The sequence below is a fragment of the Solemya velum gill symbiont genome, assembly GCF_002020255.1.
GTDB lineage: Bacteria > Pseudomonadota > Gammaproteobacteria > Chromatiales > Chromatiaceae.
This window is the reverse complement of sequence record NZ_MPQG01000005.1, coordinates 16,693-30,290: the sequence shown is the minus strand read 5'-3', so window position 1 is coordinate 30,290 and position 13,598 is coordinate 16,693. Positions and strand designations below refer to the sequence as shown.

The 13,598-nt window shown below is 50.3% G+C and carries 18 protein-coding genes; 8 read left to right on the top strand and 10 right to left on the bottom strand.

Going from position 1 to position 13,598, the window contains the following annotated elements; genetic code table 11:
* Positions 1 to 201 precede the first annotated feature (201 nt).
* Entirely contained in the window at positions 202 to 1,152 is a 951-nt protein-coding gene (locus BOW06_RS05380; RefSeq protein ID WP_078459472.1) for a formate dehydrogenase subunit gamma, read from the top strand.
* Between the two features lie 84 nt (positions 1,153 to 1,236).
* Here BOW06_RS05380 and BOW06_RS05375 read toward each other — a convergent pair whose 3' ends face one another.
* The gene (locus BOW06_RS05375) at positions 1,237 to 2,097 is read right to left on the bottom strand and encodes an Sfum_1244 family protein (protein WP_078454478.1); all 861 of its coding nucleotides are present in this window, start codon (positions 2,095 to 2,097) and stop codon (positions 1,237 to 1,239) included.
* Positions 2,098 to 2,199: 102 nt separating this feature from the next.
* On the opposite strand from BOW06_RS05375, the gene BOW06_RS05370 reads away from it, so the two are divergent.
* Positions 2,200 to 2,760: a hypothetical protein gene (locus BOW06_RS05370; protein ID WP_043115508.1), complete on the top strand. Its 561-nt coding sequence runs from the start codon at positions 2,200 to 2,202 to the stop codon at positions 2,758 to 2,760.
* A gap of 89 nt (positions 2,761 to 2,849) precedes the next feature.
* Here BOW06_RS05370 and BOW06_RS05365 read toward each other — a convergent pair whose 3' ends face one another.
* From BOW06_RS05365 to adk, 9 genes are all read right to left on the bottom strand, one after another.
* The gene (locus BOW06_RS05365) at positions 2,850 to 3,470 is read right to left on the bottom strand and encodes a NapC/NirT family cytochrome c (RefSeq protein WP_078453231.1); all 621 of its coding nucleotides are present in this window, start codon (positions 3,468 to 3,470) and stop codon (positions 2,850 to 2,852) included.
* Between the two features lie 107 nt (positions 3,471 to 3,577).
* Positions 3,578 to 4,006, bottom strand: a complete 429-nt coding sequence (locus tag BOW06_RS05360; protein ID WP_043115507.1) for a nitrate reductase cytochrome c-type subunit — start codon at positions 4,004 to 4,006, stop codon at positions 3,578 to 3,580.
* A gap of 55 nt (positions 4,007 to 4,061) precedes the next feature.
* Complete coding sequence (napH, locus tag BOW06_RS05355) at positions 4,062 to 4,961, bottom strand: quinol dehydrogenase ferredoxin subunit NapH (protein ID WP_043115506.1); 900 nt, start codon at positions 4,959 to 4,961, stop codon at positions 4,062 to 4,064.
* 2 nt (positions 4,962 to 4,963) lie between these two features.
* Positions 4,964 to 5,827, bottom strand: coding sequence for a ferredoxin-type protein NapG (gene napG, locus BOW06_RS05350; RefSeq protein ID WP_078454477.1), 864 nt, complete (start codon positions 5,825 to 5,827; stop codon positions 4,964 to 4,966).
* 46 nt (positions 5,828 to 5,873) lie between these two features.
* Entirely contained in the window at positions 5,874 to 8,438 is a 2,565-nt protein-coding gene (gene napA / locus BOW06_RS05345; protein ID WP_043115505.1) for a nitrate reductase catalytic subunit NapA, read from the bottom strand.
* Positions 8,439 to 8,466: 28 nt separating this feature from the next.
* On the bottom strand, positions 8,467 to 8,703 hold the full coding sequence (locus tag BOW06_RS05340; protein WP_052131956.1) for a chaperone NapD: 237 nt from the start codon (positions 8,701 to 8,703) through the stop codon (positions 8,467 to 8,469).
* Positions 8,700 to 9,221, bottom strand: coding sequence for a ferredoxin-type protein NapF (napF, locus tag BOW06_RS05335; protein WP_043115503.1), 522 nt, complete (start codon positions 9,219 to 9,221; stop codon positions 8,700 to 8,702). Before napF ends, BOW06_RS05340 begins: the two co-directional genes overlap by 4 nt.
* Before the next feature lie 219 nt (positions 9,222 to 9,440).
* Entirely contained in the window at positions 9,441 to 10,112 is a 672-nt protein-coding gene (gene narL / locus BOW06_RS05330; RefSeq protein ID WP_078454475.1) for a two-component system response regulator NarL, read from the bottom strand.
* 196 nt (positions 10,113 to 10,308) lie between these two features.
* Positions 10,309 to 10,941: an adenylate kinase gene (adk, locus tag BOW06_RS05325; protein ID WP_043115499.1), complete on the bottom strand. Its 633-nt coding sequence runs from the start codon at positions 10,939 to 10,941 to the stop codon at positions 10,309 to 10,311.
* A gap of 243 nt (positions 10,942 to 11,184) precedes the next feature.
* Here adk and BOW06_RS05320 point away from each other — a divergent pair, with 243 nt between their 5' ends.
* The 6 genes from BOW06_RS05320 to BOW06_RS05295 are packed head-to-tail and all read left to right on the top strand — an operon-like array spanning position 11,185 to position 13,597.
* Positions 11,185 to 11,661, top strand: coding sequence for a Na+/H+ antiporter subunit E (locus tag BOW06_RS05320; protein WP_043115497.1), 477 nt, complete (start codon positions 11,185 to 11,187; stop codon positions 11,659 to 11,661).
* 2 nt (positions 11,662 to 11,663) lie between these two features.
* Positions 11,664 to 11,942 carry an MrpF/PhaF family protein gene (locus BOW06_RS05315; protein ID WP_043115496.1) on the top strand — a complete coding sequence of 93 codons (279 nt, stop codon included), beginning with the start codon at positions 11,664 to 11,666 and terminating at the stop codon, positions 11,940 to 11,942.
* Positions 11,942 to 12,271: a monovalent cation/H(+) antiporter subunit G gene (gene mnhG / locus BOW06_RS05310; protein ID WP_179115165.1), complete on the top strand. Its 330-nt coding sequence runs from the start codon at positions 11,942 to 11,944 to the stop codon at positions 12,269 to 12,271. Before BOW06_RS05315 ends, mnhG begins: the two co-directional genes overlap by 1 nt.
* Positions 12,268 to 12,816, top strand: coding sequence for a DUF4040 domain-containing protein (locus BOW06_RS05305; RefSeq protein WP_306292332.1), 549 nt, complete (start codon positions 12,268 to 12,270; stop codon positions 12,814 to 12,816). Before mnhG ends, BOW06_RS05305 begins: the two co-directional genes overlap by 4 nt.
* Positions 12,813 to 13,238, top strand: a complete 426-nt coding sequence (locus tag BOW06_RS05300; RefSeq protein WP_043115492.1) for a Na(+)/H(+) antiporter subunit B — start codon at positions 12,813 to 12,815, stop codon at positions 13,236 to 13,238. Before BOW06_RS05305 ends, BOW06_RS05300 begins: the two co-directional genes overlap by 4 nt.
* Positions 13,235 to 13,597 (top strand): cation:proton antiporter subunit C, encoded by a 363-nt coding sequence (locus tag BOW06_RS05295; protein ID WP_043115491.1) that lies wholly within the window; start codon positions 13,235 to 13,237, stop codon positions 13,595 to 13,597. The genes BOW06_RS05300 and BOW06_RS05295 overlap by 4 nt, the downstream gene beginning before the upstream one ends.
* The last annotated feature ends 1 nt before the right edge of the window (position 13,598 follow it).

Here is a 13,598-nt window from a genome sequence, read left to right as displayed (position 1 = left end):
CCACGAGGGTCAACAGAACAATCTGCATTACGCTCGCACTACCCTGGTCTGCCGGGACTGCCATATCTTGAAACCAGTCGCAGGTATACACAACCCCAAGGCGGCGGCTTTTGCCGAGCATCGCCACGAAAAGGTGTGTGCCAAGTGTCACGAAGGAGCTGGCCCCGGAATGGGAAGCTATGTCATTCACGAAAAACGCCCATGGTCACAACAGACCCGGGAAGATTTTCCTGCTCTTTACTGGTCTACTGTTTTTTTCTCGCACTGGCCGGAGGTGTTTTCATCTTCTTTATGCCCTATACGACTGTATGGGCATGGCGCGAGGCGAGACAACACTGGGAAAACAGGCATGAAAAGAGGAAAGAACCTGAAAAGAGAGTTCTGGTAGAGCGTTTTACCCGCAGTGAACGCTGGATGCACACGGTCCTTGTTATCAGTTTCATGGCACTTTCGGTAACAGGTGTGGCCTGGATGTACATTGAAACAGGATTGGGAAAAACCCTCGCATTGCCCTTTGGCGGGGGTGATGGTGCTGTTTGGGTACACCGCATGTTCGGCCTCTTCCTGATGACCATTTTTACCGCCCATGTTGTCTACCTGATCCGTTCAGCGCTTGTCGGTAAGAAAGGCTACCTCAGCGGCCCGGACAGCCTGGTCTGGACCTGGAGTGATTTCAAAGCCGTACACCAGCATATGTCCTGGTTGTTTGGACGCAGGGAGCACCCGGTGTTTGACCGGTGGTCCTGGTGGCAGAAATTCGATTACTGGGCAGTCTGGTGGGGACTGCTTATCGTGGGAACGACCGGCCTGTTGATGTTCGATTCAGTACTGACCACTTCAGTCTTGCCTGGCTGGATGATGAACGTGGCCCGCTGGGTACACAAGATTGAAGCGATATTGGCCATGGCGCATATCTTCGTCGTCCACTTTTTCATCGAAAGCTACCGACCCAGTGCCTTTCCATTAAACGCCCACATATTCCACGGCGCTGCTGAGCTAGAGGCATTGGAAAAAGAACACCCGGCCTGGATTGAGCGTATGCGAGCAGAGGGAAAACTTGAGGAACGCATCGTCACCCAGCCACCCAGGGCAGTACAGATTGCCTTCTTTGGTTTTGGCCTCTCCATGGTCGCCCTGGGCCTGCTGCTGTAACTGGGAATGCTGTTCTTTGCAGTGGATTTGAGTTTTTAGAATTGACGTTGTTGATGCTATAGCCCAATTCCAAAGCAGAGGAAATCAGGCCTTCATAATCGCATTGTTGACAGCTTCCTCAACCTGGTGACGCAAATGGGGGTCGCCCTCGTCAAATACGAGCAGTGATTCGGCAAGCTGCTGCCAGTGATCCTGACCGCGCTTCGACAACTCGAGCAAACCACGCCTGTCACCTGATTCGCGCCACTTCTCATACTCCACCCTGAGAGACGGAAACAGCTGTGCCCGCATTCCGGAGAGATTACCAAGCAGAAAATGGATGGATGACTCCCTGCCATCTTCCACCAGGTACGGGATGGTTGCCAGACAGTCAGCCAGATGATCACGCAAGCCACGCATCATCAGCTCTGCTGGTGTTCCCGATACTGCCATCAAGAGATGATTCCACTTATCGCCCAGCATCTGTCCTGCTAGATATTCACCGATTTCGTGCTGGCGCACACTCTCCAGTTCGTGATCAGCGATCAGGCTCAGCGCCTCCTCGATATCTGTCTCGAGGTCATAACACGCGAAAGCGCGGCCCATGGGATTATCGAGGCTGTTCCAGCGCCAGGTCTCAAGACCGGCACTGTAAACGAGGCCATGGGGGTTGAGCCAGCTGTTGATCAGCTCTGCATCGAATGGGTCTGCCTGGCGGCCATCAACCTCGATAGAGGAAAAATCAGCCTCTTCCAATTCATTGAAGCGACCCTCTCGCGACTCGAGCCAATCACCAAGTTCATCTGCGGGTATTCGGTCGCTAAATCCATAACCACCAACCCAGCGAAAATACTCGCGCATCTTCATCAAATAGGTGCACATGGTGTAATCACCGCCATGCTGTGCATCGGCAATATCACAGTTATGCTGTACAGTCTCGATCAGCTTTTCGATACCCACACTCATTTCAGGCTCGTTTCAGATTCCATCTCAACGTAAAATACGCCCATATCAGTTTTGAAACAACGAAAAGCAGGATAGATTAACCCTGCAACATCAGGAGTATTCATGGCCCTTCGAATCAAGGCGCACTGGCACGATGAGGACGCAGAACGTTCAATCGACGAAATAGGCAGCGCAATTGCTTTTAATGCCTGGCGCATTGCCAAGGAGAAAGCAATCAACCTGCACGGCGAGGATTTCATCTACGAAGATGATCATCAGCGCTTTGCCGTGATGATCGAATACCTCATTTTTCAGCTTGCGCTTGTCGACCGTATTGTCACCGAGCGTCTTGAAATTGAGGGCGACCACCGCCGTGATCTGATCATGAAAAGTGCCAAGCACATGTCAAAGCATGTACAAGACAACATGGCGGACATCTTTGGCGCTGGCGACTATATCCAGCCCTTTATCGCCAAGCTCAATCAACGCGGCGCCGAATATTCCGATTTCAACTTTACAGATGAAGGCCCTACCTACCCCTTTATGCGCCATCTCGGCTATGAGATTCAGCAGGTCATGGGAGCCGGACAGGAAAACCGCTGGGTCATCGATCAGGTGATGGATAAAGATGGAATCGATATCTACAACCAGATCTCGTGTGTCGTGATGGGGATGTTTGAATAGCTGATGTCATGCCGGCCCTGGGCCGGCAACTACTGCGCATCAGGGCACGGAGTCAAACCAGATGACCCCGGCCCCTTTACTACCCAAACTTACTCTTTTTCAACTTCTTGGAGTGCTTCCAGTCCAGCTGAAAGCAGAGGATCATTATCAACAGCCTCTTCCCAGCCTTCCGGCAAAGAGTGCGCAATACCTTTATGACAGTCAATACAGGTCAATGAAGGCTCTATACCATCCTCGACTTCCCAGACATGAGGATCATGGCGTTCAGCACTACGCTCATCCTGCTTGTCCAGGTCCATTGAAGCAAAGTCATGGCAGTTGCGACATTCACGCGAGTTTGTCGACTTCATGCGTTTCCACTCATTCATGGCCATGGTCAGCCTGTAGTCCTCAAATTTCTCAGGCGTGTCGATTGTGCCCAGGAACTTGTGGTAGAGCTCGTTAGAGGCCCGAATTTTACGGTAGACCTTGTGGGTCCACTCTTTAGGTACATGACAGTCAGGACAGGTTGCGCGAACACCCGTACGATTTGACCAATGAATGGTCTCCTGCAACTCCTGGTAAACAGTCGACTCCATTTCATGGCATGAAATACAGAACTCTTCTGTATTCGTCAGTTCCAGAGACCAGTTAAAACCGCCCCAGAGCAGAACACCTACACCGATGCCAACAAATACCATTGAAGAGCACCATTTTTTTAATTTACCCATCGTTACATTTCCCAAATTTAGTATTTAACCATGCACTAAAGTGCATAGGTCCAAAAAAGGGAGGCGAGAGTTCGCCTCCCCTGTTGTTACAGGCAGAAGCGCTTAAATCATTTAGCCCCAACAAAGTCATTTTCAACCAGTTGGTCTGCATCGACCTGTGTCGCATGGCACTGGGTGCAAAAGTAGCGGCGAGAAGAGAGATCACTCAACTTGTTGCCGTCACGATCGATGTAATGGCTATCACCAATTCTTGGCGCTTTCTCTTTCTCGTGATTCTTTTCGCTGTGGCATTTCATGCAACTATTGTTTTTCAGGCTGATTCTGTCCTTTTCCGTTGTGTGTGGAATCATTGGCGGCTGAATCTTGTAGCTGCGTTCAAAGCCGTCTTTCTGCTTAATCTGCTTGCGCTTGTCTAAAGTTTCAGACGGTTTGTCGAGTGCGTGTGCACCACGTAAAGACTGGATTTCAGCCATGGTAGACATAGATGCCGTGACCAGAGCCAGACCGGTGATAAATGTCATAATAATTTTCTTCATGTTATACCCCACTATCTGATGGATCAGTAGTAAATCATTAATAAATGCACAGGCATTAAACCTTCTGTGCAGAACCTATTTCACTTCCGAGTTTTTCATATTTGTTAAAGCGTGTTCCGAAGCTGAAAACATCTTCTGAACATACATCGATACAACGACCACAGTTTGTGCATTCACTGGCCAGGATTACCGGGCTTAAACCTTTCTTTGCACCCTTCAGTGCAGGCTTGATGACCTGCGGTTCAGGACAGACAATGAAGCAATCCATGCAGTCATTGCATGCTTCGCGCTTGTCTGCAGCAATTTTCAACAGGCTATAGCGGCCAATCACACTGTACAAACCGCCCATAGGGCAAAGGTGAGTACACCAGCCACGTTTAGCTACCAGAAAATCAAACAGGAAAATCGCAATCACGACTGACCAGGCCAGGCCAACACCGAAAATAATTCCTCGATGAAGAATCGATACCGGGTTGAACATTTCGTATGCCATGGTTCCTGTGACAGCACTGAGCAGCAGTACCATCCCCAGCATCCAGTAACGCAGGTTTCTGCTGAAACGCGCGCCTCCACGGATACCAAGGCGTTCCCTTAACCAGTGCGCAGCATCAGTGATCATGTTCACGGGACAAACCCATGAGCAGAACACCCGGCCACCAACCAGAAAATAGAAACCTGCAACAATGGCAACACCAATAATGGCATCGGTAGCAGGAACCAGTCCTGTAGCCAGCATCTGTAAAAAGACGACCGGCTCTGTCATTGGCACTGTGTCAAACAACAGGCTTGATGACAGGTTGCCCTTGATTATCCAGATACCAGCCAACGGCCCGAGCAGGAACAAGGCTAGTACGCCTAGCTGGCTAACTCTTCTCAAAATCAGCCATTTATGCGCAGCAAGCCAGCCCTTGGATTGAATTGCATCGTTTCCGATTTCGCTGAAAGGTTTAGCCATCATTAATCTCCAAAACCACGATTGAGAATATTGATTGCATCACTCTTTGATGCATCGGCATCATCCATGATCAACCCCTCGCCAGCATGTTCGTAACGCATGCCTTCCGGCAGGTTATAGCGGTGTTCAGTGTCCGGTGTGACCAGTGCCTCTCCGGCCTTGGCTTTTTCCTCCCACCCTTTGCGGTAATGGGCTTGTAACTTGCCCTGCACCAGGTGGTTAGGTAAAACGCGAATCGCTGCTTCGTCCAGAATGCAGGCTTCTTCGCACTTGCCGCAGCCAGTACAGGCTTCGGAATGGACAGTCGGAATAAACAGGCTATGTTTGCCGGTGCGCTCGTTATGCTTTTTATCCAGCGTAATCGCTTCGCCCCGGATAGGACAGATGTTGAAACAGACCTCGCAACGAAGACCCAGGAAGGCGATACAGGTTTCCTCGTCGGAAACCACCGCCAGGCCCATGCGGGAATCATTGATGTTAGTCAGGTCGTGATCCAGCGCACCGGTTGGACAAACAGGTACACAAGGAATGTCTTCACACATTTCACAACCCGCCTCCCGGGCAAAAAAGTAAGGTGTACCCAAAGGCACATCATCACCCATCTTGCCGAGATGCAGCATGTCGTAAGGACAATCACGAACACACAAGCCACAACGCGTACAGGCCACAAGGAAATCCTCTTCCGGCTTGGCGCCGGGCGGTCTTAACGCGTTTGCAGGCAGGGCACCGGCGCGATCTGAATAGACGCCGATACCCAGGCCAAGCAAGCCAACGCCACAGGCCGTTCTGGCAGTGTCTGCCAGAAACTGTCTGCGCGACATCGTCCTGGCGGCATTTGTTGGCTTGTTTTCCGTTGCTTCACTCATGACTGCATCATTTGCCGATAGTCTGTTTCTTCACTCTGAACCGTCTTTACGCCTTAACGACCTTGACCGCGCACTTCTTGTAATCCGTCTCTTTCGAAAGCGGATCGGTCTGGTCAAGCGTGACCTTGTTGATCAAGCGGCTTGCATCGAACCAGGGCACGTATACCAGCCCTTGTGGCGGCTTGTTACGGCCACGGGTGTCAACACGCGTCTCGATCTCGCCACGGCGTGAAACAACTTTCACCTTGGCACCGTCACGCAGTCTCAGCTTCTTGGCATCTTTCGGATGCATGTAGCACAAGGCGTCAGGGACAGCCCTGCGAAGCTCAGGTACGCGCATGGTCATGGAACCTGAGTGCCAGTGTTCCAGAACACGACCGGTACAGAGCCACAGTGGGTACTCATCATCCGGTGGCTCAGCTGCTGGTTCATAAGGAGCGGTAATGATGTTGGCTTTGCCATCCGGCTTGCCATAGAACTTAACGCCCTCACCCTTGGCGACATGTGGATCGTAACCTTCACGGAAACGCCACAGAGTCTCTTTTCCATCTACAACTGGCCAGCGAATACCGCGGGCTTTGTGGTAGGCGCCGAATTCAGCCATCTCATGACCTTTCTTGGGAATACCCTCTGCCGAGTTAAACAGGCGGTACTCTTCAAACAGGCCTTTCTGTGCATAGAAGCCAAAGTGAGAAGACTCGTGGTTGTCATACTTGTTGCCACGATCATCAGTCACCTGCTCAGCAGGGAACTTGTCAACCTGTCCGTTGGCATAAAGTACTTCATACAGGGTCTTTCCCTTGAAGTCAGGGTTGGCATCCAGCAGTGCGGCGTCCCATACATCGTCAGTTTTGACGTACTTGGAAAACTCCATCACTTGCCAAAGATCAGACTTCGCATCTCCAGGAGCGGCAACCTGCTCACGCCAGAACTGGGTACGACGCTCTGCGTTACCGTAGGCTCCCTCTTTTTCAATCCACATCGCAGTAGGCAGTACCAGGTCGGCACCCATGGCTGAAACCGTTGGGTACGGGTCACTGACTGTGATGAAGTTGTCAGGATTGCGCCAGCCGGGATAGGACTCATCATTAAAGTTGGCTGCAGCCTGCAGGTTGTTGTTACACATTACCCAGAAGGTATTCATCTTGCCGTCATTCAATGCACGATGCATGGCAACAGCATGAATCAGGGTTTTACCCATTGGCTTACCGCTGATGTCGGTCTGATCCTTATCATCGGTTTTACCGTTAGCACGCGGGATAGTACCGGCAGGAATCTTCCATGTTTTTTCAGCAAATTTACAGTGAGCGTCTTTCTTGACCACCAGATCTGCTGGCAGTCGGTGGGTAAAAGTACCCACTTCACGAGCAGTACCACAAGCCGAAGGCTGGCCAGTCAGAGAGAACGGGCTGTTGCCAGGCTCTGAGATCTTGCCCATCAACAGGTGAATGTTGTAAACCAGGCCGTTAACCCATACGCCACGTGTATGCTGGTTCATTCCCATGGTCCAGTAAGAAGATACCTTCTTGTTTGGATCCGCATAGACTTTAGCCAGGCGTTCCAGGTTTTTCGCAGGTACCTTGGAGAGCTTGGCCGTATATTCCAGCGTGTATGGCTCTACTGACTTGGCATACTCTTCAAAACTGATTTTACTCAGCTTGCCCTTACCGGCGTTCTTCGCAGCTTTCTCGCGAGGATCAGTCGGACGCAGGCCATAACCGATATCAGTCGGTGTCTTGGTGAAGTTAACATTCTTATCCAGGAAGTCCTGATTGTAGGCCTTGTTCTGAATAATGTAGTTGGCAATGTAGTTGGCAATCGCCAGGTCTGTCTGCGGCTCAAAAATAATGTCATTGTCAGACAGTTCAAAACTGCGATGCGTGTAAGTCGACATGACATGAACTTCGCAGCCTTTCTTGGTCAGACGGGTATCAGTCAGACGAGACCACAGAATCGGGTGCATTTCTGCCATATTCGCACCCCAGAGTACGAAAGCGTCAGCATGTTCCAGGTCGTCATAGCAGCCCATGGGTTCGTCGATACCAAAACCGCGCATGAAAGCGCCTACCGCTGAAGCCATACAGTGACGGGCATTCGGCTCAAGACTATTTGAGCGGAAACCGGCCTTGAGCAGCTTCTGGGCGGCATAACCTTCCCATACAGTCCACTGGCCGGAACCGAACATACCGATACCCTTGGGACCTTTTTTACGCGCTTCAATCCATTTTTCCGCCATGGTCTTGAAGGCTTCATCCCAGGAAACAGCCTCAAACTGGCCATTCTTGTCGTATTTGCCATTGGTCTTACGCAGCAATGGCTGGGTCAGACGATCCTTTCCGTATAGAATCTTCGGCAGGAAGTAACCCTTGATACAGTTCAATCCACGGTTAACCGGTGCATCCGGATCGCCCTGTGAGGCAACCACTTTACCGTCTTTAACACCCATCAATACGCTACAACCGGTTCCACAGTAACGACAAGCTGCCTTGTCCCAGCGGATGCCGTCATCACCTTCAGCGGCAATGGTGACACCCGGTATCGTGATACCGGCAGCCGCTGCTGTCGCAGCGATTGCGTTGTTCTTGATAAACTCTCGCCTTGTTTGTTTCATCGTCTCTTTCTCCTAAGAAGATAGCTTCTTATACTTCGTCTTCGTTATGGTGATAAATCATTGATGCAGAAATAACGCCTTCAAGTGTCTGTACCTTGTGCAATGCATCAGACATTGCATCTTCATCATCCTCTTCAAGGGTGATGACAACACGGCCTTCATCACTCATGCCATGGATTTCAATACCATCCACTGACAGCAGGCGTTCTCTGACCGCATCAAAGCTCGTCGGTTTTGCGTGAACCAATATTCCGCAAATATTCATGCACATACCTCTAATAGTGATTCCTGTTCCGATAACCAACTTTCAGAAACAGGGATTAATTTGACTGCTTGCACTGGACACGGGGCAATGCAGGCGCCGCACCCGGTACACATTTCATAATCCAGTTGTAACTTCTGTTTTCCACCAATTTGTGGTCGAAACCGAATTGCTCGTTCAGCACAACGGTCACCACAACTGCGGCAGACAACGCCTGTAAAGTTCAGACATTTATCCGAGACCTGCACTTTGAGCATCCAGGGTGCCGCATCGGCTTCGTATCTGCTTTTCTGCAAGGCACCGGTTTGACATTGTTCAACACAGTCGCCACAGAACAGACATTCGCCCTGTTGGAAATTGATTTGCGGGAAGCCGCCACGGCCTTTTTCAATGATGTTTTCTTTACAGGCAGAGAAGCAGTCTGAGCAACGGTTACAAAGCTCGGTAAACCGATCTTCGTCAATAGCCCATGGCGGACGATATTCTGTCTTGTTGCCACGAAGGAACTGCTTCCTGTTCATCGTAAAAAAATCAGACCTCTTGATTGGTCAAAAATACCTAACTCCAGGCATTTCATTAGCCGGCGACAGGCTATTAATAGCGCATAGCAAAAGAAAAGGCGTTACCAAATAGGGAGTAAGAAAGGCGTACCACAAAGGTGGTAGTAGGGAGTGTATCTTATTGTTTTTATTGTTCTTTAATGAGTTATTGTTTTCTAATATAGCTACTACCCTGCCAGATTAATTAACATTTAATTGATCTGGATCAGCTAAGTTGAGCAGCCAGACTGCGGCCTCGACCCGCGAGCGTAAATTCAGCTTCTTCAAGATGTGTTTGACGTGGACTTTTACTGTCGCTGCAGATATATCCAGATTGTCTGCTATGACCTTGTTGCTCTCACCCTTTGCGATATGTTTCAGAATCTCAAGTTCACGGTTGGTCAGGCCTGCCGAGGCGAGATCGTCAATGGAGTCATCGTCAGAACGAAGTGCATATGCCAGCATCTGCGTCAGCTGCTTACTGATGGCTATTTTCCCGTCTATCGCTTCATGAATTGCTGCCAGCATATCTTCAGGCTCCATATCTTTAAGAAGATATCCGTCTGCACCACTGCGCAACGCAGCGACAATATCATCTTCATTGTCGGATACGGTCAGCATCAGGACGAGTGTTTCAACATTGGAGGATTTGATCGCTTTCAGAGTCTCGATACCATTGGTACCTTTCATATCGATATCCAGCAAGACAATATCCGGATCTGTTTCCAACACCAGTTCCAGCACCTGCATGCCGTCAGCTGCCTCGCCAATCATTTGCAGGTTCTCATCCATATCAAGCAGATCGGCTATTCCTTTACGGTACAAAGGGTGGTCATCAATGCTGACAACTAAATATGTTTCGTCCTGTTTCACTCTATCAGCCCTAGTTTGAATGGAATAAGTATCTGCCGGAGCTGTTCATTCTAGCAAATAGAAGTGCCAGGCACATATCAAAGGAATTTCCGGAGAGTGCCCGGATCAAGCCCGGTGGCGAAACAAACAAAAAAGCCGGCTGAATAGCCGGCTTTTCTGATTCGGCACTAATGTGCCGGAGACTCAAGTATCGTGATTAACCGAGACCGTTGAAGATCTGGTCACGAATATCGTCAACACCGCCAACACCGTTGACCTTGACGTAGTTGAGGTCTTCCTTCGTATAGAAAGCAATCAGGGGCTCTGTCTGGTCATGATAGATCTTCAGACGCTCCTTGACCGTTGCTTCCGAATCATCGTCACGCTGGATCAGGTCTTCACCAGTCTCGTCATCCTTGCCTTCAACCTTAGGTGGGTTGTAGATGACGTGATAAGTACGACCAGAAGCCAGATGCACGCGGCGGCCTGACATACGCTTGACGATTTCTGCATCAGGCACGTCGATCTCGACAACTGCATCAACACTGACGCCAGCTGCTTTCAGCGCTTCAGCCTGTGGAATGGTACGTGGGAAACCGTCAAACAGGTAACCATTTGCACAATCGTCTTCAGTGATGCGCTCTTTGACCATACCCATGATGATATCGTCAGAAACCAGGCCGCCTTCATCCATGATCTTCTTTGCAGCTGCACCCAGCTCGGTGCCTGCCTTGACGTGTGCACGCAGCATATCGCCAGTTGAAATTTGAGGAATGTTGTATTTTTCCTTGATGTAATTGGCCTGTGTGCCCTTACCGGCACCTGGGCCGCCTAAAAGTATGACTCTCATTGATGACTCCTTAAGTCGATTTAACCTGACAAGTGTGCCACAGTTTTCTGATTTCTCCCCATTGACACCCCGAATCGGGGAATTTATCCAACTTATTGGGCGCTGCAACATTATTAGTGCAGAATATTGCCTTTCAGTGAAAAGCATTTCAACATAAGGGGCAGGCGAAATTGACAAAAATACGTGTAAAATGATGGCTGGCCAGGTCATAAATAACGAGGCACCAAACAGGCAGCGAAACCAATGAAAGGAATTATCAGCCTGTTCATCACCCTCAGTGTCATCTGGCTATTGCTGTCTGGTCACACGAACCCGCTACTGCTGTCGCTGGGTCTTGCATCTGTGATTCTCACCGTTATCATCGATCACCGCATGGATGTTGTTGACCAGGAAGGCAATCGAATCAGCTACCCTCCGCGTCTCATCACCTACATCCCCTGGCTGGCATGGGAAACGATCAAGTCGAACATTACAGTCGCAAAATTGATCCTCGACCCGAAAATGCCGATCCGTCCGAACATCTTTACTGTCAAGGCAAGCCAGCCCGGTGAACTCGGGAAAACCATCTACGCCAACTCGATTACATTGACACCGGGTACAGTCTCAATGAGTGTTGACGGAGACGAAATACTAGTCCACGCGATCGACCAGGGTACTGCCGATGATCTCTTGACAGGTGAAATGGATCGTCGTGTCACCCGTATCTCGGGAGAGCACTGACAATGTTTACCGCTGCGCTCTTTGCTGTCGCCGTTGCCATGATCCTTTGTCTTTTACGCATGTTGCTTGGGCCAACTGTCTACGACCGTATCCTCGCACTCAACAGCTTCGGTACCAAAACAGTACTGACAATTGCGATTGCCGGATTTCTGATGGGACGTCCCGATTTTCTTGATATCGCTCTCGTTTACGCACTGATCAACTTCATTGGCACCATCGCAATTTTGAAATTTTTTGAATACGGCACCCTCGGCGATGAAAGCCTGGAGGAGTCGGAATAATGCATTTGCTTACCGACACTCTCAGCTGGTTTTTTCTTCTCAGCGGCGGCCTTGCAGTCATGATCGGCAGTCTCGGCTTACTACGTTTTCCCGATTTCTATACACGTTTGCATGCAGCCGGCATTACTGACAGCTTTGGAACTGCCGCAATACTGGTCGGGCTTGCTTTCCAGGCCGGCCTGACACTGGTGACCGTCAAACTGTTACTGATCACCGTGTTTATCCTGCTGACCAGCCCGACCTCAACACATGCCCTGGCGAAGTCTGCCCTCCATGGCCAACTGAAGCCCCTACTGAAAGAGGATGGAGGTGCGTCATCGAACACGTGATCACCTACATGCTGTTGGCCTTCCTGGTGGTGATTGCATTTGCGGTTATCCATCTGAGGGATTTGGTTGCGATAATCATGCTGGCCGGCCTGTACAGTCTCGTCACGGCAATCATATTCGTTGTCATGGATGCGGTCGACGTCGCCTTTACCGAGGCAGCAGTCGGTGCTGGAATCTCAACTGTGCTGATGCTGGCGACACTGAGTCTGACAGGCAGACTGCGGCGTGAGCCGAGGCGACCGCGTGCATTGATACCGATCATCGTGGTCATCCTGACAGGCGTGACACTCATCTATGGCACATTCGACATGCCGCATTACGGTGACCCGGATGCGCCCGTACAACAGCACGTGGCTCCCAGGTACATCAATGACTCACCAAACGAAGTCGGTGTACCCAACATGGTCACCTCGGTGCTTGCAAGCTATCGTGGCTTTGACACCCTGGGTGAAGTCGCGGTCATTTTTACGGCCGGAATCGCTGTCATGGTTCTGCTGATGAACCGCAGGCGTCGAAGTCCGGACGAGGATAAAGAACAGTCATGAGATATCACCTTGTTCTACGTACTGTCGCCAAGATCCTGATCCCCCTGATCATGCTGTTTGCCTTCTATGTTCAGTTCCACGGCGATTACGGACCCGGCGGAGGCTTTCAGGCCGGTGTGATCTTTTCTGCCTCCCTGATTCTATACGGTCTGATCTTCGGTCTGGCAGCACTCAAGCAGGTTATCCGGCCATGGGTGGTACGTGTCATGCTGGCTTCCGGTGTATTGATCTACGGTGGCGTAGGCGTCGCCAGCCTGTTGCTCGGAGGCAACTTCCTCGACTACGGTGTACTTGCGCATGATCCTGTACATGGTCAGCATCTGGGTATATTGCTAATTGAACTGGGTGTCGGCATCACGGTAGCGGCTGCAATGATTACCATCTACTTCTTCTTTGCCGGACGGAAAACAACAAAACAATGAACGATCTCCTTGGACTCTACAGCTACTGGATTGTTATCGTTCTGATGATGGCGGGATTCTACGTGGTTATCTCATCCAGTAACCTGATCAAGAAAATTGCCGGCCTGAATATTTTTCAGACTTCCGTATTTATTCTCTATATCAGCATGGGCAAGGTTGATGGTGGTACAGCACCGATTGTCGTCGAGGGAAGCAGCAATGCTATCTATTCCAATCCACTGCCACACGTTTTGATACTGACCGCGATTGTTGTTGGTGTTGCCACCACAGCGCTGGCTCTCGCCCTGGTGGTACGGATAAAAGAGGCCTATGGCACAGTTGATGAGGAAGCGATCAGCGAGTCGGATAACGAACTATGAC

What these genes read in the sequence shown, in the direction of transcription:
- BOW06_RS05315 (WP_043115496.1), top strand. Translation starts at nt 11,664, where the DNA reads ATGTTTACCGCTGCGCTCTTTGCTGTCGCCGTTGCCATGATCCTTTGT.
- napF (WP_043115503.1), bottom strand. Translation starts at nt 9,221, where the DNA reads ATGAACAGGAAGCAGTTCCTTCGTGGCAACAAGACAGAATATCGTCCG.
- napG (WP_078454477.1), bottom strand. Translation starts at nt 5,827, where the DNA reads ATGAGTGAAGCAACGGAAAACAAGCCAACAAATGCCGCCAGGACGATG.
- adk (WP_043115499.1), bottom strand. Translation starts at nt 10,941, where the DNA reads ATGAGAGTCATACTTTTAGGCGGCCCAGGTGCCGGTAAGGGCACACAG.
- BOW06_RS05370 (WP_043115508.1), top strand. Translation starts at nt 2,200, where the DNA reads ATGGCCCTTCGAATCAAGGCGCACTGGCACGATGAGGACGCAGAACGT.
- BOW06_RS05300 (WP_043115492.1), top strand. Translation starts at nt 12,813, where the DNA reads ATGAGATATCACCTTGTTCTACGTACTGTCGCCAAGATCCTGATCCCC.
- BOW06_RS05380 (WP_078459472.1), top strand. Translation starts at nt 202, where the DNA reads ATGGTCACAACAGACCCGGGAAGATTTTCCTGCTCTTTACTGGTCTAC.
- napA (WP_043115505.1), bottom strand. Translation starts at nt 8,438, where the DNA reads ATGAAACAAACAAGGCGAGAGTTTATCAAGAACAACGCAATCGCTGCG.
- BOW06_RS05295 (WP_043115491.1), top strand. Translation starts at nt 13,235, where the DNA reads ATGAACGATCTCCTTGGACTCTACAGCTACTGGATTGTTATCGTTCTG.
- BOW06_RS05365 (WP_078453231.1), bottom strand. Translation starts at nt 3,470, where the DNA reads ATGGGTAAATTAAAAAAATGGTGCTCTTCAATGGTATTTGTTGGCATC.
- napH (WP_043115506.1), bottom strand. Translation starts at nt 4,961, where the DNA reads ATGGCTAAACCTTTCAGCGAAATCGGAAACGATGCAATTCAATCCAAG.
- BOW06_RS05360 (WP_043115507.1), bottom strand. Translation starts at nt 4,006, where the DNA reads ATGAAGAAAATTATTATGACATTTATCACCGGTCTGGCTCTGGTCACG.
- mnhG (WP_179115165.1), top strand. Translation starts at nt 11,942, where the DNA reads ATGCATTTGCTTACCGACACTCTCAGCTGGTTTTTTCTTCTCAGCGGC.
- BOW06_RS05340 (WP_052131956.1), bottom strand. Translation starts at nt 8,703, where the DNA reads ATGAATATTTGCGGAATATTGGTTCACGCAAAACCGACGAGCTTTGAT.
- BOW06_RS05375 (WP_078454478.1), bottom strand. Translation starts at nt 2,097, where the DNA reads ATGAGTGTGGGTATCGAAAAGCTGATCGAGACTGTACAGCATAACTGT.
- BOW06_RS05320 (WP_043115497.1), top strand. Translation starts at nt 11,185, where the DNA reads ATGAAAGGAATTATCAGCCTGTTCATCACCCTCAGTGTCATCTGGCTA.